This window comes from Peredibacter starrii (assembly GCF_034259205.1).
Classification (GTDB): Bacteria; Bdellovibrionota; Bacteriovoracia; order Bacteriovoracales; family Bacteriovoracaceae; genus Peredibacter; species Peredibacter starrii.
In genome coordinates, this window is the sequence record NZ_CP139487.1 from 3810088 (window position 1) to 3833239 (window position 23152).

The following is a 23152-nucleotide window of genomic DNA, read 5'->3' on the forward strand; positions in this document are numbered from 1 at the left end:
TCAGATTTATTTTTGTTGAATACGGTTAGCTCTTTGATACCAGCGTGCCAGATCCAAAGGAGTCCAGCGGACCCATTTGTCGAGGGCCCCAAAGTGCTCGGAGATTTTTCCCCGTGGGAAACTTAAGGCGACTAAAAGGGCTCCTATCACCAAAGAATGGAGTTTGGCCCCGAGGGACATCTCGCCTATAAAGAAGGTGGAAAGTACTAACCACGCACCAAAGACCACGTTAAAGAGACGTACAATTCGTGCAACCTCAGCAAAAGCAATAACAGCAAAAGTCGTGATCAGGGCCCCGGAAATCCAAATGTTGTTAGCGGCACTTCCGGTTATTCCGAATACACCCGGAGTTGCCATGAGCCAGCAACCCAAAACAGTACTCGCAATCAGATTATAAGGTACTCCTCCTTCATCCAACTTAGGTCGCGTAAATTCACCTTGAACTTCTGTGTCCCCGAACCAGAAGGTTCTCCAGAATGGTCGACCACTTCGCACACTTCTTCTTAAAAACTGTACCGAAGCACAGACCTCATCCACAGATGGAGGAACCATGATCAACATCACAAACGAAGCAAGTAAACAGATAGTACACCAGGCCCCTACACCAATTGGTTGAAGCATGACGAGAGTTATACTGGTAACACCGGTTGGTACAATGAAAAAACCAAACAAGATCACCATCCATGGCATTGTTCTCCAGCGATTCTTATCACCAATCGCAGCAGCGATCACATCCAAAACATAAGACAGGGCACCCAGACCTGCATCAGAAATTGGAAACGCTTTTGAAACATCCGAATGAAGAATGGTTTCGGTTCCATTACCAAAGAAAGGATCCCAGGCATTCGAAATATGACCTAATTGAAACGCGGCCAGGTATCGGGCGAGTAAGAATCCTGTGAAGCCTAACATCATGATGGGGAGACGCTGTCTCCATGACGATGGATTATAAGTCCACCCGGGAGGAAGCTCATTAGGTGCATTCGGATCTTTGGAAGGCGTATATGCACTCAATAGTAAAATAATCGAGGCCAGTAAGGTATCGGCTGAATACGCTGCTGCCGATTGGGTCCAAAAGATAAGAGGAGAAAACATTAACCAAGCAGCAAAGACCGTATTAATCCAACGTACCCAACGAAGGGTGGGAAACAAACTTAAAGCGGCGGTAAAGGTAATGAGAACACCGGAAATCACTTCACTCCAAAATTCTCCACGAGAAATGTCGCCAAAAGTAAAGGGATTCGCGAAAAGCCAAAGTCCCAAAAATATATTGATGATGGCCATCGTCCGATAAGAGGTCTCCTCGAAGTTGGACGTCACAAGGCTTCGCCAGGCAGGTGGTATCATTTTATGTTCTTTATACCATCGTTCGGGATTCTCTTTGAGGGAACTGATGATACTTGGAAGAGTATCTCGAAGTTTATGTGTCGGTGACCAATTAAGATGTGATCTCACCTTACTCATATCAAGTTCATAATGATCATCAGCAAAGGGAATCATCCATGGCTTAATGAAAGGCTCGCGCATGAAAGGAGTTCTTTGCTGAACAAAAGCACCGGCCGACGCAATAAAGGCAGGAATTTTTATCGTAGGCCATGGTGACTCGTGCAGAAGAGTTCCAATCCGTTCTTGCAGCTCTCTATAGGTCATCACATCTTCCTCACCTAACAATAATGTCAGTTCAGAAGGCAGTGAAGTTCGTTTCTCAATCAGTAATTCCATAGCATGAATCAGATCATCTAAGTGAAGGTATGACTGGCCATGATTGGCGTTACCGGGAAAAAGAGCTGAACTAATTTGTTGCTCGTAGACTCGGGCAATATGTTGACCGATAGGGATCGAGTGTCCGTAGTCATCGTAGACTCCGGCCATTCGTAAGTAGACAACTGGAGTGTCGCCTTTAACCTCACGAATGGCCCTCTCGGCCGCGACTTTAGATTGGGGATAAGGCCATCCTGCTGCGACCTCTGATTCCTCAGAGATTTTATCACACGGTCTTGTCGGAGCATGTACCAGCATGGTGCTGGAAAAGATGAACTGATCCAAATGAAAATGACGAAGAAGTGAACTTAGGAAGTTTTTAGTTCCATCAACTGTTATCTCTTGATACTTGGAACTGGGTTGACCAGAAAAACTATAGTAGGCCACGAGATGAATGACGGAGTTGATTCTGCTCCCGAATTCATCATAAATTTCATCAAGGACATTTTCGATGTTTTTAGAGGAAGAAATGTCTAAAGATTTATAAGTTACGTTGGGAATTTTTTTCTCGGGAATTCCGAGATCGAGACCAATAACGTGATATTTTTCCACAAGCCTGGCGGCCAGTGACCGACCGATATAGCCGCTACTACCCGTTATTAAAATGATTTCTTTATCCGCCATTTTATACCTCTCTCGTGCATTACCATTAAGTGCAATACAGGGACCAAGAGAGGTAAAAAATGAACTAAGTCAATTAATGGCGGTTAGAGAGATTTTTATCGGCGGAACCTGTTTTATTGATCGCAATCTTTTTGGACTTTGACTCGACTTCGGCATTTTTGTCCAAGGAGATGCGAAGAACGCCATCTTTATAAGTGGCGGACACAGTTTCAGGATTCACGTCTCCTGCCAGAGGAATGGCGCGATAGAAACTACCGTAAGAAATCTCTGAACGGTAAAAGCCCTTCCCTTCTTTCTTATTTTCGTTTTTCTTCTCGCCTTCGATAATCAACATATTATCTTTCAGAGAAATATTGATATCATCTTCTTTCATCCCCGGAAGTTCTGCCGATAGCTCATACTTTGAACCAGCGTCACGTACTTCAAGCTTGGGCATGAAACTCGATTGATCACTTGGAAAAATTTCTCTGGCAAATCGATCGAAGAAATCATTCATTTCATTTCTAAAAGATGCCAATGGATTCAGTCCTCTTTCATTTCTCTCTGTCGGTAAATTTCGTGATGCCATATATTCACTCCTTTGAAATTCTAAAACATGATTCTATCGATGAGGCGGTAGTTCTCAAAAGACGCAACTATGCTTCACGACTAAAATTTAGAATTTATAAAATTTCATCCCCCGGAAATTTTGAGTCTAATCACTCCACTTTTGGAGGGACCATGAAGACCATTATTCTTTTGTTCATTTTTACGTTACTAAGCGCTACCGAAGTCCTGGCAAAGCAGAACCATATTTGTAAGGCCCGGGAATTTACTTCATGTCGCTTTGAATACGCGTTGATTTGTCCCAATGGATACATTGATGGATGCATGACTGGTGAAACAACCAAGCATCAATGCGTAATGAAAGAAGAAGGCCCGGCATGTGAATTTGAAATTGCTATTCTTTGTCCTGAGCATTTTCGCGATGGTTGTGAAATTGGAGCAACTGATACGCATCAGTGTGTTCCTGTTCCAGGACCGAGCTGTGCAATAAATACAAGATGGACATGTCCGTCAGGTTTTATAGATGGATGCAAGTTATAGTAATGTCATGGAGTGTAAAACTCAGATTGCCCTTTGTGGCAAATCTGCTATAGTTGGCTAGTGCAAGTACTAAAGCTCTTCGTTCTATTCAGCTTTCTCTTTAACATTCCATTTACAAGTCTTCCTGAACTTGATGGTCCATTATCGTCATCTAATCGCGTTTCTCGTTCTGAACGCACTGCTCATACATTGATCGTTCTAGAACAACTTACGACCACTACCGTCAAACGCTTAGTTACTCAGGACCTTGCTCCGCTCCCAGATACATTATCTCTTGCTCCTAAAACATTCTTGGCCGAGTTACCTGAGAACTCACAAATCATTCACAATGAGTCTCTCGCTAGAGGCCCTTCTCAGGCCCGAGCTCCTCCCGTTTAAGTCACATTCTCCTGCAATACTACATGTTGCTTAGTTGTGCTGTTTCAGCACATCTCGAATTACGACTTTAACTAAAGAGCTCAATATGAAGACCCAAAAAACTGTTTCAAATGACACAACTCAAAAAGCACTTTCTCTAAAATCAGTCCTTATAGTTCTTTCTACTTTCATCATCATTGGCGTGTTAATCTGGGTCGAGATGAAATTTAATTAAAAAGGTCTTATGCACTTAGCCCCGCTCATTATTGATTTGGCCCTGATTCTTGGTATTGCCGGAATCATGAGCTTTATCTTTCAGAAGATTCGCCAACCAGTTGTGTTGGGTTACATCATCGCTGGTGTAATCGTGGGTCCATATACCCCACCTGCAAAACTGGTAATCGATATTCCGAGTATTCAAACTCTCGCTGAATTAGGCGTGATTTTTCTGATGTTTACACTGGGACTTGAATTCAGTTTCAGAAAACTCCTGAGCGTGGGACTAACTGCGGCCTTAGGTGCCGGCTTCGAAGTACTCTTCTTTCTGTTTGTAGGATTTGGTCTTGGACAATGGTTAGGCTGGTCTTCGATGGACAGTCTTTTCCTAGGTGCGATGCTATCAGTTTCATCAACTACGATCATTATTAAGGCCCTGGAAGAACTCAAATTAAAGAACCATCGATTTGCGAGTTTGATCTTCGGGATTTTAATTGTAGAGGATCTTATTGCGATCCTTCTACTTGTTGGTCTTACAACGGTTGCAACGACTCAAACCTTCTCAGTTGTCGCCCTTCTCTCTGCAGGTCTTAATCTTCTTCTTGTTGTAGGTAGCTGGTTCATCACTGGTTACTTTATTGTTCCTCGCCTTGTTTCCTATATCGGGAAGTCAGGTAATAAAGAAATGCTTACACTGGTGTCCATCGCTCTGTGCTTAGGGTTGGTGGTACTTGCTTCTCACTTAGGTTACTCAACCGCTCTGGGTGCCTTCATCATGGGTTCAATCCTCGCCGAAACTGATATTATCCATGAGATCGAAGAACTCATGGCACCACTTAAAGATCTTTTCGGTGCGATCTTCTTCGTTTCTATCGGAATGCTGATTGATCCCAAGATCATGTGGGAATATAAGGAAACTATCGCTCTCCTATGTCTTGTAACGATCTTTGGTAAGATTTTCTCGACCTCATTCGGTGCTTTGATTTCAGGTCAGTCTTTTAAAAACTCACTTCAAGTCGGTATGGGTCTTGCTCAGATTGGTGAGTTCTCATTCATCATCGCCTCACTTGGGGTGGGTCTAAATGCGATCAGTAACAAGCTTTACCCGATTGGGGTGGCGGTTTCTCTCGTAACAACTTTCACCACTCCATACATGATTAAGTATTCAGGTAAGATTGCTGACACGATTGAAGACAAGCTTCCCTGGAAACTTCGTAATAATCTTAACCGCTATATGGTATGGAGTGAATATCGCAAGACCGGCGGTTCAAAGAACAAAGATATTATTCTGATTATTGCTCGTTGGGCCCTTAACGGGATCATCGTGACTTTCATTTTCAACCTCGGTCTAACCACCATTGCTCCGCTTATTGAATCTAAGTGGTCTGCAGTCATTACCTGGTTTATTACTTTGGCAATCGCCTCGCCGTTTATTTGGGGCATGATTTTCACCTCAAAGAAAAACTATCTACGAATTCGCAAAGAGAAGAACTTCTTCAAGGCCATCATTGTTCTCTCTTTCCCGATTTTAACTGCTGTTTGGATTGGTTATTTAAGTACCAAGTACTTCTCACTTAGATACATTCTACCAGTAACGATTCTACTGATCATCGTTGTATACCTGTCGCTTTATCGAAAACTTGAGTCTTACTACAAGTGGTTTGAACGCACGTTCCTTGAAACATTTGAAGACAAGAAAACTGAAACAAAAACTCATGTACTAACGAACCTTGCTCCTTGGGACTCGCACTTAGTTAACATCGAAGTTCACCCGAACGCCAACTTGGTTAACAAGTCTCTTATGCAGGCACAGCTCAGAAATAAGTACGGTATTAACATCGTTGCCATTCAACGTGGAATGGAAACTATCATTGCTCCTAAGCCCCAGGAGGTTCTCCTTCCTCGGGATACCTTGATTGTATTAGGAACCGATGATCAACTAGATCAGGCCCGTCCTGATCTAGAGATCCCGGTAAATATTGCAAACAGGTTCTCTTCAAGCACTAATTATCGCTTGAAGCATATGAAACTTACTGCCAAATCTCCGGTGGTAGGTCTCACGATCAGACAATCAGGTATTCGTGAGAAATATCACGCTATGGTTGTGGGGATTGAGAGAGAACATGCTCGTATCATTAACCCTGATACTGATTTTGAATTGAAGATCAACGATACACTGTGGATCGTTGGTGAAAATTCAATGCTTGAAACTCTTCTAGGTGATTTTAGCTAGGTAATCTCAAGTTGTTTTAGCTGAGCGGCGACCTTGTCCATTAAATCCATCATGGTAAAAGGCTTCTGAATAAAACCTAGAACTCCTTCTGGATAAGGTTGAGCGAAAGGAACATCACAGAAGCCACTACAAAAAATAAAGTAGGGCGCATCACTTTGACTTTCTCGAATTCTTTTTAAAAGTTCAAGCCCACCGATACGTGGCATGACGAGATCACAAATCACTAAATCAATTTTTTCTTTTTCTAAGATTTCCAGAGCAGCGAGAGCACTTGCTGCTTTGAAGTGACGATATCCATAGTGCTCAAAGTACATGCCCATAACCGATAGCAATTCAGGTTGGTCATCAACGATGAGAATAACTGCGCGCTGTTTGATTTCCATGTTGGGCTTATAACAAGGAATTTCAACAGCAGTCCAATGACTTCTTTTCTAATTTTTCTTAATACTCACCACTTACAACCATTCTTCTTCATATAGCTGAGAATTCTAAAGATCTCATCGACTGAGGCCACAGCGCTACCGGCTTGATAGAGCTTCTTGTCTTCAGCTGAAGGCTCCATGAAAAAATTGTAGCTGGACTTATGGCCCTCTTTGGCCAGGTTTGCCAATCCTTCGAAGACATCTTCCCAGTCAGGCTTTGCTGATCGAGCATTCTTCATGAGGTCTTCGTAAGTTTCATTTTGATTTTGACTCTTAAATTCACATTTCACAGTTCGCTTGATTTTCTCATTCTCATCCGCGAAGTATTCAATCTCCATAACATCTTTGACGGGCTGAACTCTTAAGACTTGCCCATCAACTTTGAATCCCACCAACCCCCAATCCAGCATTGGGAACTCATCTAGGGCCTTTTTGGTTTTTGATTCTTTGATGACCAGATCTTCAGTCATGATAAGATCACCCTCTTTTTGCATGCCTCCACCTTCAATCATAAGACCTTTAATTGCAGGAATTAGGGCAAAATCACCTTTCAATAATTCATCTTCGGACTGGGCCACTTTCTCTGGAACAGGGCCAGTTTTCTTGGCATCCTGACAGCCAATTACAAGCAGCAAGGTAAACAAAAAGAAATATTTCATAGGGTTCTCCTATTCAAAATTATAGGTATTAGGCGGGGTTACCTCAAGAGCGCTCACTCAAGTTTTTTAAAATTTAAGGTATGGACACCCACCTCCCCTAAAATAGGAGGAATGAACATCATTGAAGTTAAAAACCTATCTATGGCATTTGGCGCTAACAAGGTCCTGGAAGACATCTCTTTCAATATTAAGAAAGGTTCGTTCACTGCACTGCTAGGGCAAAATGGATCCGGCAAGTCTACCATCTTGAACCTACTGATGGGGCAATTGAAACTATCTAAGGGTGAATGCGAGCTATTCGGACAAGATATTAAAAAAGATCCTTATGAACTTAAAAATAAGATTGGTCTTGTTACCGAGAAGATCCGCTTTGATTATCCAGAAACCATCCACAAATTCATGGCCGAATACGCCAAGCTCTTTAATCATTTTGATCTAGAGTACTTTTACAAACTAGCTCAAGATGTGAAGCTTGATCTTAGTAAGCAATTTGGTTCCTACTCCAGAGGTCAGAAGATGCAGATTGTCTTGATGTCTGCTCTCGCTCAAAAACCAGAATTACTACTTATTGACGAAGTCACTGCCGTTTTAGATGCCTATACCAGAAACTACTTCATAACATTATTAAGACAATTTACATCTCAAGGCGGGACAGTGATCATCACGACAAACATCGTGACAGAGGTTCAGTTCTATTGCTCAGACGTAATTTTCTTAAACAATAAGAAAATCAAATTCCAAACCGAGCTGGCCCAGATTAAATCTGATTTTAAAAAAATTAGAATCAAAGATGGAACCCATCCGGTGCTTCAGAAGAAAGATTGTATCTGGGCCGGGATTAATAGTGATGGTTCCCAGACATACCTTGTTTCCAAGGAAACTTTTAAATCATTAGATTTGAATGGCATCCATGAAGACAAGCGATCAATTACGCTGGAAGACCTTTATATCTATCACAGTCAGAGTGAAGAGCTATGAAAATACTTCATTTTTTTCTACCGAGAATATTCAAACTGATCCTGATGTATTTTCTGGCAGCAGTCGTTCTTTCATCAGTTCTTGCTTACCTTATGCCAAACTCAAGTTTTCTTCCGATCTTCATCATGTATCTCATATTCCCCATGCTCTCCTCTGTTTCACCCTCTATTACAGTTTCCGGGAATATTCATTGGTTGTTGATGACACCACATAAGAAGAGTCATCTTATCCTGATCAACGCGGCAGTAAATTCTATTAAGACGCTCCTGACTTTGAGTCTCCTTGGTCTGTATACGACAATCGTTTTCTGGAAAGAAGTCAAAGAGACCTGGGATGATTTCTTCATCCCATCGCCATCGGGAATGCCAGAACAATTCCTTCCTTCCGGATTCTTACTCGCGGCCCTTGTATTAGTAGCAGTCTTGATCGTCTTTCACTTTGGTATCTTCTCTTTTGATCAGAATAAACTGCAGGAAGCTCGTCAGTATAAAACGAGCGCAGAACGTAATAAACATTTCGCTTACATTTTTGGCGGATTAATAGGCGGGTCTATACTCATTCACTATACAGGAACTCTCCTGGATGCAGTTTCAGGTTATGTACCTTTTAACGTCCTGGGACCGTTTTTTTTAAGTCTCTTCATCACTATCTCTATCCTTGGGACCCTTGAAACGCTAAAAAGTTATTACTCTAGAAAGAAACTGGCCTTTATTGGGTTAATCATTTTTATGATCACCACGGTCTCGCTTTTTACGGTTTCGTTTCATCATTTAGAAAACTCTGAAGTTGGTCTCTCTACACGAATTTCAGATATGGATAACTCAGGGATCTATGCTAAAAACTACCAAGATGAGATCACCCAAGAGCTGACTCAAGCAAAAGCAACTGTCTTACGCGAAGGTGATATAAATGTATTATTCGCTAAATCAGGACCAACTCTAAAGTTAGTTTATCAGCAGTGGGATCAGGACTGTAAAAGCAAAAGTAACTATAGCTGTCGTCTGGCCTTTTATGCAGAAGCTCTCGCTTCAAAAGATGCAACCCCCACTCGCTTGAGACTTTCATGTCCAAATGATATTGAGAGTTGCTTTTTAGGGTATAGAAAAACGAAGTTTAATAAGGCAGAACAGGTTTACTATCGGGACAATATTCTCAAATATTGTGATGCCCCCTATAATTCCAAACTAGAGTCATGCAAGAAATTTATCAGCAAAACGAATTAATGATCGTTATAGAAGTCCTTCGCCTTCTTAACCAGGTCCTTTAAGAAAGGTCTCATACGCACTCTGACCTCCTTACTCGTGGCCTCTAGTAATTGGGCATTGTCGCCTTGAATATAAATCAATTGCTGAGAACGTTCACACCAGCGAATGCTCTCGGTATCGTTCACACTCATCGTAATATCAGGAATGCCATCACGAAACATCAGGCTAAGTAAGCGAATATCTCTTTGAGCTTCATTGGCCTTTACCGTGAGTTCTTTGTCCTCTCTGATCCTGGCCTTTTTCATATCAAACAGTTCTACCAATTCATTTGATAGAGAATCTGTCATTTCACTGCTCTTCTGTTGTTCTGCCATAAGTTCCTCCTAATAAAACCTTCGAGGATTACTTTTTGCCACAGAGAATTTTTTGAATCATGCTAGGAAAGATATGCCGAAACAAAAAGCTCTGATCAATAGACAGGTGAAGTACTAGAAATTCTCCAATACTCCTAAAAAGTGCAATGAGTATGGATTGTGGAAAATGGGCCTCCACAGTTTCATTCCAATCGTAAAAAACTTTTTTTACTGCCCAGGAATGCTCAGTTTAACTCATTGAAAAGATTTAGGCCGATTGGATTAAAGCCCAAATTATCAATAGGATACATCCATAAACCCGACCCGATTATATTAGTATAGGTTTTGCTGACATATTCCGATACGCCATAGGTAAAGGTAGGAACCTTGATTAAACTTATCGCCGCACTAGTATTCCTGTGCTCGTTTACGAGCTGGTCTCAGACCAGCACCGGTCGACACGCGTGGAAGGTGACTAATAAGTACGGGAAGGTACAACTCCTGACTGGATACCAGGTCTTCTATAATGAGCTGTCTCAAAAAGAAGCGGCCACATACGAAGAATGGAAACTCAGACAAACAACGATGTGGCAGTTTCTTATAAATGAGGCCTGGGCCACTGAAGGCATGAACTGTATTTATGCGGGTTGGCCTTCAAAGCGTGTAAGCAATCTGTGTTCTTCTCCTGGTCGAAATAATCCCGATTATGACAACGGACCTTGCTCATCAAATCAGATGCATTGTCAGCCAATGATGTTCGGTAAGGGTCTTTGTGTACCTACGGGAACTCAACAACAGAGAAGTCTAGCTTTCTCAAACTGTACAAAGAAATTCGCGGCCTCTAAAAAAACCATGGAAGACGTGGTGAATGAAGTGAAGGCCGATAATAAAGAGGCCCAACTCCTCGAGCTCATGGATTTCGCGGACAAGATTTGTACTGAAGGAAAACAGGCCTCAACTCCTATGTGTACTCGCTTGAAGGCAACTGTTGGGAAGCTTCGTCACTTTGATGTGAAACCAAAAGAAGAAAAGAAGCCTGAAACAAAACCTGAAGAAACTAAGCCAGATGAGAAAAAGCCCGAAGAAACAAAACCAGACGAAACAGAAATTGTTGTAAAAACTGAGCCTATTGTTGTGATTGATGGCGAGAAAGTGATTGATGAAGAGCAGAAGAAAGTTCTCATTGAGTCAGTTGAGCTGGTTAATAAAGGTATTGTCGAAATTAAAGAAGAAGTTTCAATCATTGATTGTCCTCCGGAGACAAAGGGAAAACCTTTTGATCGTGAGGAACCTCGTCCGATTAAACTTGAATATACGACTTCACGTCCAGGTTCAGATAAAGCTTGGGACATGACCTATATGAAAGATCAAAACGAATCTGATCTTCGTCCGACAGGCTTCGTTCTCTCAAACGTGGGCCCGAATAAAATTGCCGGCACTCCGCTTGATCCAGAAGAAAAAGTTATGCGTGAATGGCGTTTCGTGAGTGAGGATAATTCTCAACAAGAGACTTATCTTTGGGTCACAGATGATGCTGGTTCAGGAAGACTTTCTCAACTCATGGAATCAGTAGTGATGCTTATCCCAAGAAGAATGAAACCAGACGTTGCAGTGATCAATGGTGACGTCCATGTGACTCTCGCGACGGGTGAGAAAGTGGTCTTTGATAAAGAAACGAAAGAAGTAAAGGCCGGCGTAATTAAAGAAAGACCAGTGGATTTAAATCCTGATCGCTTTCAGCGTAAGCCAGCCCCTCTTGATTATGCAGGTTCCGGCATCAGCATCCGAGTAGATCGTCGAGGTGAAGACCCTCGCTTGATCAAAGGTAATGCCGTTATTACCCAAAATGGTAAGAAGTGCGAAGTTCCGGCCGGACAACTCTGGGGTGGAGACACATCATTCCGTTACAAGAACGATAACGATCTGGTGAATTTCCTCAACCGTAAGTGCGGAAATAAGTTCAGTATCTAGGATTCAATTTCTCTTCTGTATGATCTAAATGCATTCAACTGATCTATTAAATGCAGGATGATTGGTATCGCCTCATCATTCACGCCAAATTCATTTTTAAGCTCCACAATGAGTTTTATACGTGCCACATCTTCATCATCGAATACACTGTGTTCGCGATCGATGGGATGAAGCCACTCCTCTTCAATGAAGTGCAGAATGATCTCCTGAGAGGTTCCGCACATAACACATACTTCTTCTATGCGACGTCTGAGCTTCATACCGATGTCCTTGGATCGTAAGCAAATTTTTCGGCCAATGGCTTGATCGCCTCGACCAACTCAGGAGATGGATGCTTAGGGACAACTACTTTAAGTGCCACCAGAAGATTTCCACGTGACTCTCCACTGCCCGCACCTTTTCCTTTCACTCTCATTTTCGTACCACTTGAACTTCCAGACGGAACTTTTAACATGACAGTGCCATCCAGAGTTTTGACTGGTACTTCACCACCTACTAATGCCTCAAACAGACTGATTGCGACCTCGGTTTCAATGTCTTTGCCAGAGCGCTTGAAACCTTCTTTGGGTTTTATTTTGATTTCTAAATATAAATCACCCGCAGGAGCATTTCCCATTCCGGGACTACCCTGACCGGTGAAGCGAAGTTTTTTTCCTTCTTCAATTCCTGCAGGGATTTTTACCTGCAACTTTTTTCCATTCGGTAATGTGATAATTCTTTCAGCCCCCAAAGCGGCCTCTTCAAATTCAACTTCAATTTGAAAGAGTTGATCTTCACCCGGAAAACCTCCGCGCGCCTGACCTCTTTGACCGCGCTTTCCTCTTGAACCAAACAATGCTTCAAAAAGATCTTCGTCACCCATATCGTCCTGAAACGAATACGTGTAACGTCCACCATCGCTTCCCTCTTGGGTGTTATAATAAAATGGTCCGCGTCTTTGCTTAAAGGCCTCCTCATATCTCGCTTGTTCATGCTCCTGAGTTTCGCCTCGATCAAACTTTGCTTTTGCTTCAGGAGTTCCGATTAAATCAAAAGCGTGTGAGGCCTCTTTAAATTTTTTTTCAGCTTCTTTGTTTCCTGGATTCAAATCAGGATGATGTTTTTTAGCGAGAGCGCGATAGGCCTTTTTTATTTCATCTTGAGTGGCAGTTTTAGAGACACCCAAGGCCGCATATGGATCAAACATGGGATTTCCTCCACTTGCATTTTCAGATTGCTCAGAGAGCAATGACACGACCTAGATTGTCACAAATTAATCCATATTAACGTCTTAGAGCTGTTTCCCTATCAAAGAATAAGGACTATACTCGACTCATGTATTCTATTCTCCTACTTGTAATCTCAGTTTTTGGTGGATTTCTTGGTGCTCTGTTAGGTCTAGGAGGCGGTGTTATTGTTGTTTCAGCTCTGACACTTTTCTTCGGAGTTGATATTCGTTACGCCATTGCCGCCAGTCTTATTTCCATCATCGCAACTTCCTCTGGGGCCGCTGCAAGTTTCTTGAAAGATCATCTAACGAATTTACGTCTGGCAGTTCTTTTAGAGGTTGGTACTGTTTTCGGAGCGATTGCAGGTTTTTTTATTTCTTCTTACATTCAATCAAAGTGGCTCTTCTTTTTATTTGGTGGCTTCCTTCTCTTCTCGGCCATCTCAATGCTGAAGAAAAAAGGAGATTCTCGAGCTGAAGTGAATCATCCATGGTCAGAGAAATTAAACTTGGGTGGAAAATTTAACAATGAAGTTGGCGAACTTGTTCATTATCATGTAGCAAACGTTCCGCTTGGACTATTTGTTATGTTCTTCGCTGGAATTTTCTCCGCACTACTTGGTATCGGAAGCGGTATCTTCAAAGTGATGGCAATGGATGGAGCGATGAAAATTCCGATGAAAATTTCATCAGCAACTTCTAACTTCATGATTGGTGTGACCGCAACTGCAAGTGCCGGCGCTTATCTCATGAAAGGTGATATTCGTCCGGAAATTGCTTGTCCAGTTTCTCTTGGAATTATTATTGGTTCATTTGTTGGTGCTAGAGTCATGCCGAAAATGCCGGCCGATAAGATCAGAAAAATCTTTGTTGTTGTACTTGTTGCAGTGGCAATTCAGATGGTGATGAAAGGATTTAAAGCATGAACGAAATTGAATCATTAGAACTTAAAATTTCTAAATTTCTTCGTGTCGGTGTTTTAGTTGCCGCTGCCTTCATGTTCGTAGGTTGGATGATGCAATTTAAACTAACGGCGAATCCATTCTTTAACTTCTCTACTTACGATCAGATTCCATTCATGGACATGATTCAACATCATATTATGCGCAAGAATTATGGTGCGCTCATTTCTTATTTCGGTCTCATTGTACTCATTAGTCTTCCACTGATTCGCGTAACACTAACTGGATTTCTATTCTTGAAACAAAAAGAATATGTTCTGGCCGGTGTCGCCTTCTTGGTTTTGTTTGGTCTTATTATCAGCTTTGTTTTCGGATTCGAGCACTAAAGCCCAATCATCATTCGCCAGTTCTTAGGCTTCTCTTTTAGACCGTACTTAAAGTCCGGACGGATTTTTTTAGGATCAACATAGCTTCCAAAGAGTCGGTCCCAAAACGTAAATACGTTTCCGAAATTCTTATTCTGAGTTCCCATCTGTGAATGATGGGGATGATGAAAGTCTGGAGTTACAAACACCCAATGAAGTGGCATCCACTTAGGAAGAGCTAGATTAGAATGAGTGAAGAGGTTTGATACCGCTCCTACCCCAAATCCAATTCCAAGCTCCAGTGGAGTGAATTTGAAAATATAAAACCCTACTAAGACTTGAGGGAACGCATAGATAAATGCATGCATGAAGCTAGTTCTAAAACCCGAGAACCAATAGAGGGCCTCTGCAGAATGATGCCACTGATGAGTTCTCCAGAGAAAACCACCTTTATGCATAAAGCGATGAATCCAATACAGCATGAAATCTGAAATAAGATGGGCACCGATAAGCTTCAAGAAAAAGGGCCATGTCAAAGTTGCTTCTAAAAGACCCAACGTTTTAAATCCAATCGAATCATAAAAAAATGGAACCACAAAACGAGAGAAGTTCACACTTATCGCGAGAAACACAAACGCCAGAATATCAGTTTTCAAATGCGCCTTAGCATCCAGAGTTGCATGCTTTGGTGCCAACCTCTCCATGACAAAAAAGAACAGGGCAAATGCCACAAGGATGATGGTTTCGATGTCTTGGTATTTCAGTGCTTCCATATACCTAAATTCTAGCCGCGACTGAATCCTTGCGAAGTGTGGAAAAACTGTCCCGGTCCCATGTAGGGGCATTCTTTGATAAACTGATAAGGACAGGAGGAAAGCATGAGGCTTTCAGGACTTCTTTGTTTAATCATTTTAGCTGGTTGCGCTCAAAAAGCCGTAAAGACCCCGGCCGCACCTGCACCCTCTCCTTACGCTTCGGCCTCGATGGCCAAAGGAAAAATCACTGCCTCCGCTGTTAAAACCATCACTGACCAAGATATTTGCATCGTCATCACTCTCCACTCCAAGGGAACTCGATCTGAAGCAGTTCAGCCTTTTAACTGGATGGCGGCAGTAGTGGACCAAAAATCTCAGTATCATCTATTAACCATCAATCAACGTGACCCGGCCTCTGTTCCAGTTGGAAAAAAGAGAACCTGGAGTCACACTCTTCGAACCTGTGCATCTCGCGCGCGCATGCAAGATGTGAAAAGATTAGTTTTGACTCCTAAGGAGCTCCCCTTTAAAAATGAGGAAGAACTTCAACTAAATTGGAACTAATGGAAGAACGCGCATCAACTCACTCAATCCCACTAGGTTATTTACTTTGGATTTTCGGTTTCACAGGATCTCATCGTTTCTATTACGGCAAGACTTGGACTGGAATTTTATACTACTGTACATTTGGTTTACTGGGCGTAGGTTGGATCATCGATTTCTTTCTCATTCCAGGTATGGAGCGTGAATCTAATCGCAAATTCGCACCCGGACGCTATGACTACAGTGTGGCATGGCTACTTCTCACCTTCTTAGGGATTTTCGGTGTTCACCGGTTTTACCTTGGAAAATGGGTCTCAGGAATTATCTGGCTCTGTACAGGTGGACTCTTGGGAGTTGGCTGGGTCTATGATTTTATCAACATGAACGAAATAGTTAACGAACAAAATTTACTGAAATAAAAAAGGGCCCGTTTATTTCGGGCCCTTCTTATTTTAAGCATTCTTTGCTTTCTTACGATTACTCCAGATAGACAGAAGTACCGAACCAAGAAGTACCGTGAAAATCACGGCCATGGTTACGGCCACTGGCATATGGAACCAGTGGATGATGAGCATCTTCGCTCCAATGAACATCAGGATAAGGGCAAGACCATACTTTAAGTAATGGAACATGTCCGCAAAGCCTTTCAAAGCAAAGTATAGAGAACGAAGTCCCAGGATCGCAAATACGTTAGACGTAAACACCAGGAACGGATCATTCGTAATACCAATAATTGCCGGGATTGAATCAATCGCGAACACTAGATCCGAAAACTCTACGAAGATCAATGTAATGAAAAGCGGAGTAATCATCCAAGCTCCGTTGAGCTTCACGAAGAACTTATCATCATGGAAGTGTGGAGTCGTCGGGAAGATTTTCTTCGTCCAGTTAATCACCCAGCTCTTCTCAAGATCATGATCGTCGGCATGAGGCATAAGCATCTTGATTCCAGAGTAAACCAGGAACGCACCGAAGATGTAGATGACCCATTCGAACTTGGTAAGGATCGCAATACCCGCCCAAATAAAGAAGGCGCGCATAATAAGAGCACCTAAGATACCGTAGAATAGGACCTTATGTTGGTACTGATTCGGAATTTTAAAGAATCCGAAGATCAACAAGAACACAAAGAGGTTGTCCACGGACAGAGACTTCTCAATGACGTAACCGGTGAGGAACAACATAAAATCTTCCTGGCCACGCCAGTAAAGAATGATGACCGCAAAGGCCAGCGCGAGTGCAATCCAGACACCTGACCAGATGATGGATTCTTTAAACCCGACAGTGTGGGACTTCTTGTGGAAGACCCCTAGATCCAGGAGAAGCACGAGTAGAATAAAGATAACAAATCCTACCCAGACAGCGAGAGACGTTTCATGATACATAATTTTTCCTCAAACGATTTGTTACTCTATATTCTATTAAGCAGCCAAATAAATTGGACATAAAAATGTGCTGCAGCATCAGTTTCAAAGGCCAGCAGACAACATACAACAGCTTGCTTTCAGCGCAAATTCACTTATTATGAAGGTGTTATTAACCTTGGATTAAGAATGAGTGCTCGTCTTGTCAGTGCCTTAGAGGAAGTTCGCGATTTACCCCAGATAACTTTGGGCAAAATCGTTGAACACGTTGAAGGTGAAGCACTTCTGATCCTCTGCTTAGTGGCAATCCTTCCCTTCATGCAGCCCATCCCGATTCCAGGTCTTTCAAGTGTTCTGGGGCTGATTGTTCTTCTTCAAGGAATCGGACTCATGTTTTGGAGCAGGCCTCTTTTGACTAAGAAGTTAAGAGAAGTGAACATCACTCACGAGAAGTTTGAGATGATCTATAAGGCGGCGGTAAAGTTTAGCCGTTTTACTTCAAAGATCTCCGCCTACAAACATCCTATTACGAATACTCGAGTGAGCCACATTATCTGTGGTCTGGCGATCACACTTTCGGCCGCCTTTCTTTCTTTGCCATTACCGATTCCCTTCTCGAATCTCATTCCGGCATTAAGCATTTTTATGATCTGTGTGGGACTTTTGGAGGAAGATATTATTCTGATTCTGATCGGCCACGGCATCACCATCACGGTTATGTGGATGGCGATGCTTTCGTATGCCTTACTTAAAGAACAAATTCAAAACTGGCTTTAGTGAGCGTCATCTAGTGAGCAACCTGTGTTGCCGCTAAGAGAGATTGTCTCTTCTTTGATTTCGATTGGCTTCTTCGCCTTATCATCGCAATCTTCTTCTTTCTTTTGAGACTTAGCTGTTTCTTTTTTTGCAGCTTCCATTTCTTTTTGAACAGGTGCCGCTCTCTTCGTAGCAGTTGGGGCAGCATAAACAGCAGATGAAGCGACAAGAGCTAGAACGATAAAGAATTTCATGATTACTCCTTACTATAATTTACGGCCTTGAAGCTCATAAAGGCCCGGTACCAGGTACGAGGGAGCATTCCAAGGATACGAACAATGGTTGCGAAGAAAAATGGAAATGCATAGACCATTTTCTTTTTCTCAATGGCATGTGCGATTTTTTCAGCGGCCTTTGGCGCTGACATAATAAACGGCATTTTGTGGTGATTTGATTGAGTAAGTGGTGTGTCCACAAAACCCGGACAGATCGAGGTTACATTGATGCCGAACTGACGAAGATCCAGATGCAGAGACTCGCAATACTTCTGAACTGCTGCCTTTGTAGCACTGTAAGCGGAAACACCAGGAAGACCGTTGTAACCGGCGATGGAAGAGATCGCCACCAGCTGGCCTTTGCTTCTTGGGACCATTACGTCCAGAGCGGCTTCAAAGGCATACATAACACCCAGAAAGTTCACATGGACCATTTTATAGCTCCAATCGAAATCCGGGATTTTAGTCTTAAATTTATAGCCGATTCCGGCATTGGCGATGAGGAGATCCAGGCCAATAGACTTAGAAAAGTCCGCAATGGCGGCCTTTAATTCAGCTCGATTAGCGACGTCCACCTGATAAAAGGCGATTTGGTCCTTCTCAGTCTGAAAGTTATCATCGAATTTTGTTTTATCTCGACCGCAAACCCCGACTTTCCAGCCCTTTTTGGCGTAAAGTTTGGCGAGCTCCATGCCCATTCCGGTGGTTCCGCCGGTGATGAAAACAGCTTTCATTTAAAATCCTTTTTAAGTCTCAAAATTCTAGCACGATTTGGGATTCCCAACTACGATGCCGCACCTCAAAAAAAGATTTTTTGAGTATTTATCCTTGACGAGAACACGCCGGGTCTTTATATTTGTTGAACATTCTGGGGGAGTAGTTAAGTTGGTTATAACGTCTGCCTGTCACGCAGAAGGCCGCGGGTTCGAGTCCCGTCTCTCCCGCCATCTTTATTTCAGAATTAAATCAAAGGTCATCGAAAGATGACCTTTTTTTTTGCCTACGAATTTCTTTTACTTAAGTTGAACTCTTACCCCAAGCTAGCATAAAAAGACTCAAAAACTATCCTTGAGGAATATATATGAGAACGCTTTTGGTTTCTGCACTTTTACTCATCTCTTCGACAACATTTGCCAAGGGCAGATGCCTGGATGACTTTAGAGAAATGGAAGACCTTTCCCAGGTAATGATTAATCAGAACATCCCTAAAACATTGCGGGAACTATCTCTCATCAGCTCATTACATCAGTTGAATCAGAATTTTAAGAAGGCCTATGATGCAGTTGATATGAAACAGAAGATCAACCTTCTACATCAATGGAGAAATGAGACTCTGAATTACAAATCTCAGACCTTAAATACTTGGATCGAATTTCAAAGAGAATCCAATTACATTGGTCACGTGGCCAGTAATGTTTTTTTCTGCCTTGATGATAATCACGCTGGAGTTTGTAAAACAGCAGTCGAGGATGTTTCCGTTCAACAAACCAAAATAAACAAACAATATTTCGAATTAATGAGAGGCATTCTCGGTGCGTATGATTCTCTTGATAACTTCTTTCAGAGGGCAATTGAAACTTTATCCAAGGGTGAAGAGGTCAATGAGTCAGAATTTTTGAATTCATTAAAAAAAATTGAAGATATGGGCAATTTGCATTCTTCTTATTGGAATGCACGTCCAAGCCTCTCTACGCAATTAACGAATGCCGTAACTGGTGCAAAAAGTTGCCTGACAGAAAACTAAATTATAATAAGGGCCATCGAATGGTGGCCCTTATTATAATTTTTCTTAATCGCAAATTTACAATATCTAATCTTAAGAGCTCGGAAGTTTTTTCCTATATCTAATTCGCCTCTAATACTCTTTAAAATGAAATTTTCATTCATTCCTAAATTTAAATTTAGGAATATCAAATATCAAGCTTCAGAAAACGCCACACTTGCCCACTTCAATTATTCAGACAAAATATAAGAAATAAATTGAATGAGGTTTTAATGTCTCTGAAGTTAATAATGATCCCATTGATGGCCCTCTTTCTGCTAATAAGTTGTAACAAAAAAGACGATGATGATGGAATGTCATGCTCCTTTTATGAAGAACACTTTGGTGGAATTTATTCAGCAACTTTTGTACCTGGCGAGAAGGCCGCTCAGCGTTTCAAGCTTACAAGGAGTACAGCTCTCACCAAAATTACTCTTGAAATGGATTTACTTACTTCTCAAAGCATAACAATGTCTGTTCACCAGGGAGGAAATGGAAGTCCTACAGGATCAACAAGGGTTGCCCAATCTACAATCGTTTCCAGTTCAGTCAGTAATACAGGAAAAGTAAGTTTTAACTTTAATGGAAGCAGACTTTCATCTGGCACCGACTATTATTTAATCCTTGAGAGCACTGGGGGAAATTTTGAAATGACGATGCAGTATCGATCTTTCTTCGACATTTATGGTGAAGTCTGGGAATACAGTTCTTCAACTTGGAATGATGACCCCGATTATGACTTCTCATTCTCGATGAATGGAGGTTGTTGATTAGGAATATAATCTTTCAAACGAAAGCTTGTCCCAATACCCTCTCTGCAGTTTAATCTTCCCATCGAGGATGTGAAAGAACCCACATCCTCTGAACCCCTTCGGATCCTTCCATTCTAGAATCGCCCACTCTCCATCTGAAAAAATATTCTCCACAATACAAACCATCTCAGCAGAACCAAACTCTCTTAAAAACATCTGACGAATATTTTCTTTACCCTCAACGGGAGTCAGTGCCACTTGATGATTGATAGCGTCTTGGTGATAAAGCTCAGCGATACCATTCGCATCGGCCTTATTGAAAAGTTCTAACCACTTTAAAAGTACTTCTTTTGGAGTCTGCATTATTCACCTCGTCGCTTCTTTACATCAGAAGTCACAACTGATTTATTTACCCTATGAAAAACGCCATCGCCTTCCTAAAAAAACTTAAAAAGAACAACAAGACTGAATGGATGCATGCTCACAAGGATGAATATCTTGTGGCCAAGAAAGAGTTTGAATTTCTGGTTCAGGAAATTATCGCACGCATCAGTGAATGGGACTCGCGCCTTCCCTTCCTAGAGCCCAAAAACTGCACTTTCAGAATTAATCGCGACATCCGTTTCAGCGACGATAAGCGACCTTATAAGACCCATATGGGTGCTTACTTCTCATACGGTGGTAAAAAGAGTGATCTTCCTGGCTACTACCTTCACGTAGCACCAGAAGAGGTTTTCGTAGCTGGCGGTGTATGGATGCCTGAGGCCCCAAGCCTTTTAAAGCTTCGACGTCATATTATGAATTCAGGTGATGATTTAGAGGCCATATTGAAGGATAAGGCCTTTAAAAAGACCTTCGGATCTCTAGGCATGGACAGTGCTCTTACTCGTCCGCCTAAGGGCTTTTCAGCGGACACTCCTCATATCGATCTAATTAAGCTTAAAAGCTTTGTGGTGACGAAGAAGCTAGATGTAAGTGATGTGATGAAACCGGGATTTGGAAAGCTGGTAGATAAGAATTTTAAATTGATGAAGCCATTGAACGATTTCTTGTACGAGGGATCAGTATAGGGGCCCTATGCGGCCCACATTCTACGATTCATCTAAGTATTTTTTGAAACCCAAAAAAGCTATTAAGGCCAGTGCAGTCGTTCCTACGGCGGCATACATATTACCCGTTAAATTTCCCGCTGTAGCAATTCCAAAAGCGGCAAACGCAGAATAAGTTCCAATCGCCGCGGAACCATCTGCTGAAGCTAAATTCATAGCTGCTACTTTTGTCTTTGTTACTTTATTCGACATACGTACCTCCATGGGAAGTCCTAAGAGTAAGTCCAAAAGAAGGATTTATTTCAAAAGAAATAACAAAAAGAGACAATTCAATAGGATACAGTTTTTTGTTTAGAAAACAGATACTTCCATAAGTATTGGAAGTTAGAAAAGAGCCACATATCAGTGGCTCTATAAGACTCTTCCGAAGATCATGAACCCCAAGGCCAGGGTCTCGTTACGAATGTTTCTTTCATCCATTGCTCGAAGATAAGGCATGAAAGTCCAGTGATGAATGGGACTAACACCTACTCCTGCGGTGATGTAAGAGTGATAGCGCTTAAAGAAATTGGCATCACGATGTTTAGCATTCGAACTATCATGGGGGGTTAAGTGCTGCATATCGATTTCATAACCAATCTGAGAACTCCAACGGTCTGTAAAACTATAGCTCATGATCGAGCGCAGATTGAAACGATAGCGTTCGATAGTCGATTCAGGTTTGAAGTCATAATAAGTAAAACTCGACCAATGAAGAAGGCGCCAATTATCAGAGAGCGCCCAGTTTAACCAGTTCGTGAAAACATAAAAATGATCGACCTTCTCATTGTCTCTTGTCTTCACACTCCAGGCCTGACGGTAGGTCGTCGAGATGCCATAATCCAGAGACTGGTTCTTCACAATCGTTCGATAAAAACCAAGATCCCAATCATCCATCATCATTGTGTGATGATCTTGCTCAGGTCTTAGATCTCCAGGATCACCCATTGCCGTCACAAATCTTGGAACAATGAAGAGATCATTTTGTCCCACGAGATTAATACGAGAGTTAAAAGAGTGATACATTGCCACTGGCTCTCGGTTCTTCGTTCCTTGATCTGAGATTTCATTGTCGTCCCACTTCTTTATCGAGGGACCTGTTGCAAAGTTCATGTAACCGATTTTCATTCGAGAACGAAGTCTTTCCCATGAAGGAAAATTGAAATCAATTGTGGAAGTCGATTGTGCCCAAAGATTTGTGGTCACAAAAAAGAGAAGTAAAAAAAATTTCATGTGAGAGTTTCCCGCTGTAGGTTTCCCCCTTCTATCGAGGAAAAATAATTTCAGAAACATTTTTTTTTACGAATGAAACTTTCACATGAAAACTTAACGAGAGTGGAATGTTTGTGAAAAAAACTTAATTGCAGGATTAAAATAAAACCATACAAACTCTTCTCCCCATCACTGCTCTATACTTTTCCGGAATTCCCTTGTCCTTAGAACTCTAAATTTCTCTTAAGTCTTACAGGGCCTATTTCAGTCTTTCTACTGAAGAGTGTCCCTCTAATTTTTAAGTTT

Annotated in this window: 29 protein-coding genes and 1 tRNA gene; 16 read left to right on the forward strand and 14 right to left on the reverse strand. The window is 41.9% G+C overall.

Annotated features, from left to right (window positions below):
• Window positions 1-6: 6 nt before the first annotated feature.
• Both SOO65_RS19050 and SOO65_RS19055 read right to left on the reverse strand, forming a co-directional pair.
• Window positions 7-2385 carry an SPW repeat domain-containing protein gene (locus SOO65_RS19050; RefSeq protein WP_321394286.1) on the reverse strand — a complete coding sequence of 793 codons (2379 nt, stop codon included), beginning with the start codon at window positions 2383-2385 and terminating at the stop codon, window positions 7-9.
• Between the two features lie 73 nt (window positions 2386-2458).
• Window positions 2459-2953, reverse strand: a complete 495-nt coding sequence (locus SOO65_RS19055) for an Hsp20/alpha crystallin family protein (protein WP_321394289.1) — start codon at window positions 2951-2953, stop codon at window positions 2459-2461.
• 152 nt (window positions 2954-3105) lie between these two features.
• Between SOO65_RS19055 and SOO65_RS19060 the strand changes: the two genes are divergently transcribed.
• The 4 genes from SOO65_RS19060 to SOO65_RS19075 all read left to right on the forward strand — a co-directional run bounded on the left by SOO65_RS19060 (window position 3106) and on the right by SOO65_RS19075 (window position 6277).
• Entirely contained in the window at window positions 3106-3471 is a 366-nt protein-coding gene (locus tag SOO65_RS19060; RefSeq protein WP_321394291.1) for a hypothetical protein, read from the forward strand.
• A 60-nt stretch (window positions 3472-3531) separates the two neighbouring features.
• Window positions 3532-3849 carry a hypothetical protein gene (locus SOO65_RS19065; protein WP_321394294.1) on the forward strand — a complete coding sequence of 106 codons (318 nt, stop codon included), beginning with the start codon at window positions 3532-3534 and terminating at the stop codon, window positions 3847-3849.
• 85 nt (window positions 3850-3934) lie between these two features.
• Window positions 3935-4063 carry a hypothetical protein gene (locus SOO65_RS19070; protein WP_321394297.1) on the forward strand — a complete coding sequence of 43 codons (129 nt, stop codon included), beginning with the start codon at window positions 3935-3937 and terminating at the stop codon, window positions 4061-4063.
• A gap of 9 nt (window positions 4064-4072) precedes the next feature.
• A complete protein-coding gene (locus SOO65_RS19075) occupies window positions 4073-6277 on the forward strand; it encodes a monovalent cation:proton antiporter family protein (RefSeq protein ID WP_321394300.1) in 2205 nt (734 codons plus the stop codon).
• On the opposite strand, the gene SOO65_RS19080 is transcribed toward SOO65_RS19075, so the two are convergent.
• Window positions 6274-6660: a response regulator gene (locus tag SOO65_RS19080; RefSeq protein ID WP_321394303.1), complete on the reverse strand. Its 387-nt coding sequence runs from the start codon at window positions 6658-6660 to the stop codon at window positions 6274-6276. The two genes, SOO65_RS19075 and SOO65_RS19080, sit on opposite strands and share 4 nt — an antisense overlap.
• Window positions 6661-6725: 65 nt before the next feature.
• Entirely contained in the window at window positions 6726-7358 is a 633-nt protein-coding gene (locus tag SOO65_RS19085; RefSeq protein ID WP_321394306.1) for a hypothetical protein, read from the reverse strand.
• Between the two features lie 111 nt (window positions 7359-7469).
• Here SOO65_RS19085 and SOO65_RS19090 point away from each other — a divergent pair, with 111 nt between their 5' ends.
• Both SOO65_RS19090 and SOO65_RS19095 read left to right on the forward strand, forming a co-directional pair.
• Window positions 7470-8336 (forward strand): ABC transporter ATP-binding protein, encoded by an 867-nt coding sequence (locus SOO65_RS19090; protein WP_321394308.1) that lies wholly within the window; start codon window positions 7470-7472, stop codon window positions 8334-8336.
• A 44-nt stretch (window positions 8337-8380) separates the two neighbouring features.
• Window positions 8381-9559 carry a hypothetical protein gene (locus SOO65_RS19095; protein WP_321394310.1) on the forward strand — a complete coding sequence of 393 codons (1179 nt, stop codon included), beginning with the start codon at window positions 8381-8383 and terminating at the stop codon, window positions 9557-9559.
• On the opposite strand, the gene SOO65_RS19100 is transcribed toward SOO65_RS19095, so the two are convergent.
• Window positions 9556-9915: a hypothetical protein gene (locus SOO65_RS19100; protein ID WP_321394312.1), complete on the reverse strand. Its 360-nt coding sequence runs from the start codon at window positions 9913-9915 to the stop codon at window positions 9556-9558. The genes SOO65_RS19095 and SOO65_RS19100 overlap by 4 nt on opposite strands.
• Before the next feature lie 366 nt (window positions 9916-10281).
• Here SOO65_RS19100 and SOO65_RS19105 point away from each other — a divergent pair, with 366 nt between their 5' ends.
• A complete protein-coding gene (locus SOO65_RS19105; RefSeq protein WP_321394315.1) occupies window positions 10282-11865 on the forward strand; it encodes a hypothetical protein in 1584 nt (527 codons plus the stop codon).
• Here SOO65_RS19105 and SOO65_RS19110 read toward each other — a convergent pair.
• Both SOO65_RS19110 and SOO65_RS19115 read right to left on the reverse strand, forming a co-directional pair.
• A complete protein-coding gene (locus tag SOO65_RS19110) occupies window positions 11862-12125 on the reverse strand; it encodes a chaperone modulator CbpM (RefSeq protein WP_321394318.1) in 264 nt (87 codons plus the stop codon). The genes SOO65_RS19105 and SOO65_RS19110 overlap by 4 nt on opposite strands.
• Window positions 12122-13051, reverse strand: coding sequence for a J domain-containing protein (locus SOO65_RS19115; protein ID WP_321394321.1), 930 nt, complete (start codon window positions 13049-13051; stop codon window positions 12122-12124). The genes SOO65_RS19110 and SOO65_RS19115 overlap by 4 nt, the downstream gene beginning before the upstream one ends.
• 128 nt (window positions 13052-13179) lie before the next feature.
• Here SOO65_RS19115 and SOO65_RS19120 point away from each other — a divergent pair, with 128 nt between their 5' ends.
• Window positions 13180-13998: a sulfite exporter TauE/SafE family protein gene (locus tag SOO65_RS19120; RefSeq protein ID WP_321394323.1), complete on the forward strand. Its 819-nt coding sequence runs from the start codon at window positions 13180-13182 to the stop codon at window positions 13996-13998.
• Window positions 13995-14360 (forward strand): DUF1634 domain-containing protein, encoded by a 366-nt coding sequence (locus SOO65_RS19125; RefSeq protein ID WP_321394326.1) that lies wholly within the window; start codon window positions 13995-13997, stop codon window positions 14358-14360. Before SOO65_RS19120 ends, SOO65_RS19125 begins: the two co-directional genes overlap by 4 nt.
• Here the strand turns inward: SOO65_RS19125 and SOO65_RS19130 are convergent.
• Entirely contained in the window at window positions 14357-15112 is a 756-nt protein-coding gene (locus SOO65_RS19130; protein ID WP_321394330.1) for a sterol desaturase family protein, read from the reverse strand. The two genes, SOO65_RS19125 and SOO65_RS19130, sit on opposite strands and share 4 nt — an antisense overlap.
• A 105-nt stretch (window positions 15113-15217) precedes the next feature.
• Here SOO65_RS19130 and SOO65_RS19135 point away from each other — a divergent pair, with 105 nt between their 5' ends.
• Both SOO65_RS19135 and SOO65_RS19140 read left to right on the forward strand, forming a co-directional pair.
• Window positions 15218-15658, forward strand: coding sequence for a hypothetical protein (locus SOO65_RS19135; RefSeq protein ID WP_321394333.1), 441 nt, complete (start codon window positions 15218-15220; stop codon window positions 15656-15658).
• A complete protein-coding gene (locus SOO65_RS19140) occupies window positions 15658-16056 on the forward strand; it encodes a TM2 domain-containing protein (RefSeq protein WP_321394336.1) in 399 nt (132 codons plus the stop codon). The genes SOO65_RS19135 and SOO65_RS19140 overlap by 1 nt, the downstream gene beginning before the upstream one ends.
• A 33-nt stretch (window positions 16057-16089) precedes the next feature.
• On the opposite strand, the gene SOO65_RS19145 is transcribed toward SOO65_RS19140, so the two are convergent.
• Window positions 16090-17022, reverse strand: coding sequence for a TerC family protein (locus SOO65_RS19145; protein ID WP_321394337.1), 933 nt, complete (start codon window positions 17020-17022; stop codon window positions 16090-16092).
• A gap of 168 nt (window positions 17023-17190) precedes the next feature.
• On the opposite strand from SOO65_RS19145, the gene SOO65_RS19150 reads away from it, so the two are divergent.
• Window positions 17191-17778 carry an exopolysaccharide biosynthesis protein gene (locus SOO65_RS19150; RefSeq protein WP_321394340.1) on the forward strand — a complete coding sequence of 196 codons (588 nt, stop codon included), beginning with the start codon at window positions 17191-17193 and terminating at the stop codon, window positions 17776-17778.
• On the opposite strand, the gene SOO65_RS19155 is transcribed toward SOO65_RS19150, so the two are convergent.
• Both SOO65_RS19155 and SOO65_RS19160 read right to left on the reverse strand, forming a co-directional pair.
• Window positions 17775-18011, reverse strand: a complete 237-nt coding sequence (locus SOO65_RS19155; protein WP_321394343.1) for a hypothetical protein — start codon at window positions 18009-18011, stop codon at window positions 17775-17777. The two genes, SOO65_RS19150 and SOO65_RS19155, sit on opposite strands and share 4 nt — an antisense overlap.
• 2 nt (window positions 18012-18013) lie before the next feature.
• On the reverse strand, window positions 18014-18766 hold the full coding sequence (locus SOO65_RS19160; protein ID WP_321394345.1) for an SDR family NAD(P)-dependent oxidoreductase: 753 nt from the start codon (window positions 18764-18766) through the stop codon (window positions 18014-18016).
• Window positions 18767-18902: 136 nt separating this feature from the next.
• Between SOO65_RS19160 and SOO65_RS19165 the strand changes: the two genes are divergently transcribed.
• From SOO65_RS19165 to SOO65_RS19175, 3 genes are all read left to right on the forward strand, one after another.
• A tRNA-Asp gene (locus tag SOO65_RS19165) sits at window positions 18903-18979 on the forward strand.
• A 134-nt stretch (window positions 18980-19113) separates the two neighbouring features.
• A complete protein-coding gene (locus SOO65_RS19170) occupies window positions 19114-19776 on the forward strand; it encodes a hypothetical protein (RefSeq protein ID WP_321394348.1) in 663 nt (220 codons plus the stop codon).
• A 251-nt stretch (window positions 19777-20027) separates the two neighbouring features.
• Complete coding sequence (locus tag SOO65_RS19175; RefSeq protein WP_321394351.1) at window positions 20028-20564, forward strand: hypothetical protein; 537 nt, start codon at window positions 20028-20030, stop codon at window positions 20562-20564.
• Here SOO65_RS19175 and SOO65_RS19180 read toward each other — a convergent pair whose 3' ends face one another.
• Window positions 20565-20909, reverse strand: coding sequence for a nuclear transport factor 2 family protein (locus SOO65_RS19180; RefSeq protein ID WP_321394354.1), 345 nt, complete (start codon window positions 20907-20909; stop codon window positions 20565-20567). It lies immediately after the preceding gene.
• A gap of 53 nt (window positions 20910-20962) precedes the next feature.
• Between SOO65_RS19180 and SOO65_RS19185 the strand changes: the two genes are divergently transcribed.
• The gene (locus SOO65_RS19185; protein ID WP_321394356.1) at window positions 20963-21616 is read left to right on the forward strand and encodes a DUF2461 domain-containing protein; all 654 of its coding nucleotides are present in this window, start codon (window positions 20963-20965) and stop codon (window positions 21614-21616) included.
• A gap of 21 nt (window positions 21617-21637) precedes the next feature.
• Here SOO65_RS19185 and SOO65_RS19190 read toward each other — a convergent pair whose 3' ends face one another.
• Both SOO65_RS19190 and SOO65_RS19195 read right to left on the reverse strand, forming a co-directional pair.
• Window positions 21638-21847, reverse strand: a complete 210-nt coding sequence (locus tag SOO65_RS19190; RefSeq protein WP_321394360.1) for a hypothetical protein — start codon at window positions 21845-21847, stop codon at window positions 21638-21640.
• A 159-nt stretch (window positions 21848-22006) separates the two neighbouring features.
• Window positions 22007-22867, reverse strand: a complete 861-nt coding sequence (locus tag SOO65_RS19195; protein ID WP_321394364.1) for a hypothetical protein — start codon at window positions 22865-22867, stop codon at window positions 22007-22009.
• Window positions 22868-23152 lie beyond the last annotated feature (285 nt).

Coding starts and splice junctions, on each gene's coding strand:
- SOO65_RS19050 (WP_321394286.1), bottom strand. CDS start 2,385: ATGGCGGATAAAGAAATCATTTTAATAACGGGTAGTAGCGGCTATATC.
- SOO65_RS19055 (WP_321394289.1), bottom strand. CDS start 2,953: ATGGCATCACGAAATTTACCGACAGAGAGAAATGAAAGAGGACTGAAT.
- SOO65_RS19060 (WP_321394291.1), top strand. CDS start 3,106: ATGAAGACCATTATTCTTTTGTTCATTTTTACGTTACTAAGCGCTACC.
- SOO65_RS19070 (WP_321394297.1), top strand. CDS start 3,935: ATGAAGACCCAAAAAACTGTTTCAAATGACACAACTCAAAAAGCACTT.
- SOO65_RS19075 (WP_321394300.1), top strand. CDS start 4,073: ATGCACTTAGCCCCGCTCATTATTGATTTGGCCCTGATTCTTGGTATT.
- SOO65_RS19080 (WP_321394303.1), bottom strand. CDS start 6,660: ATGGAAATCAAACAGCGCGCAGTTATTCTCATCGTTGATGACCAACCT.
- SOO65_RS19085 (WP_321394306.1), bottom strand. CDS start 7,358: ATGAAATATTTCTTTTTGTTTACCTTGCTGCTTGTAATTGGCTGTCAG.
- SOO65_RS19090 (WP_321394308.1), top strand. CDS start 7,470: ATGAACATCATTGAAGTTAAAAACCTATCTATGGCATTTGGCGCTAAC.
- SOO65_RS19095 (WP_321394310.1), top strand. CDS start 8,381: ATGTATTTTCTGGCAGCAGTCGTTCTTTCATCAGTTCTTGCTTACCTT.
- SOO65_RS19100 (WP_321394312.1), bottom strand. CDS start 9,915: ATGGCAGAACAACAGAAGAGCAGTGAAATGACAGATTCTCTATCAAAT.
- SOO65_RS19110 (WP_321394318.1), bottom strand. CDS start 12,125: ATGAAGCTCAGACGTCGCATAGAAGAAGTATGTGTTATGTGCGGAACC.
- SOO65_RS19115 (WP_321394321.1), bottom strand. CDS start 13,051: ATGTTTGATCCATATGCGGCCTTGGGTGTCTCTAAAACTGCCACTCAA.
- SOO65_RS19120 (WP_321394323.1), top strand. CDS start 13,180: ATGTATTCTATTCTCCTACTTGTAATCTCAGTTTTTGGTGGATTTCTT.
- SOO65_RS19125 (WP_321394326.1), top strand. CDS start 13,995: ATGAACGAAATTGAATCATTAGAACTTAAAATTTCTAAATTTCTTCGT.
- SOO65_RS19130 (WP_321394330.1), bottom strand. CDS start 15,112: ATGGAAGCACTGAAATACCAAGACATCGAAACCATCATCCTTGTGGCA.
- SOO65_RS19135 (WP_321394333.1), top strand. CDS start 15,218: ATGAGGCTTTCAGGACTTCTTTGTTTAATCATTTTAGCTGGTTGCGCT.
- SOO65_RS19140 (WP_321394336.1), top strand. CDS start 15,658: ATGGAAGAACGCGCATCAACTCACTCAATCCCACTAGGTTATTTACTT.
- SOO65_RS19145 (WP_321394337.1), bottom strand. CDS start 17,022: ATGTATCATGAAACGTCTCTCGCTGTCTGGGTAGGATTTGTTATCTTT.
- SOO65_RS19150 (WP_321394340.1), top strand. CDS start 17,191: ATGAGTGCTCGTCTTGTCAGTGCCTTAGAGGAAGTTCGCGATTTACCC.
- SOO65_RS19155 (WP_321394343.1), bottom strand. CDS start 18,011: ATGAAATTCTTTATCGTTCTAGCTCTTGTCGCTTCATCTGCTGTTTAT.
- SOO65_RS19160 (WP_321394345.1), bottom strand. CDS start 18,766: ATGAAAGCTGTTTTCATCACCGGCGGAACCACCGGAATGGGCATGGAG.
- SOO65_RS19170 (WP_321394348.1), top strand. CDS start 19,114: ATGAGAACGCTTTTGGTTTCTGCACTTTTACTCATCTCTTCGACAACA.
- SOO65_RS19175 (WP_321394351.1), top strand. CDS start 20,028: ATGTCTCTGAAGTTAATAATGATCCCATTGATGGCCCTCTTTCTGCTA.
- SOO65_RS19180 (WP_321394354.1), bottom strand. CDS start 20,909: ATGCAGACTCCAAAAGAAGTACTTTTAAAGTGGTTAGAACTTTTCAAT.
- SOO65_RS19185 (WP_321394356.1), top strand. CDS start 20,963: ATGAAAAACGCCATCGCCTTCCTAAAAAAACTTAAAAAGAACAACAAG.
- SOO65_RS19190 (WP_321394360.1), bottom strand. CDS start 21,847: ATGTCGAATAAAGTAACAAAGACAAAAGTAGCAGCTATGAATTTAGCT.
- SOO65_RS19195 (WP_321394364.1), bottom strand. CDS start 22,867: ATGAAATTTTTTTTACTTCTCTTTTTTGTGACCACAAATCTTTGGGCA.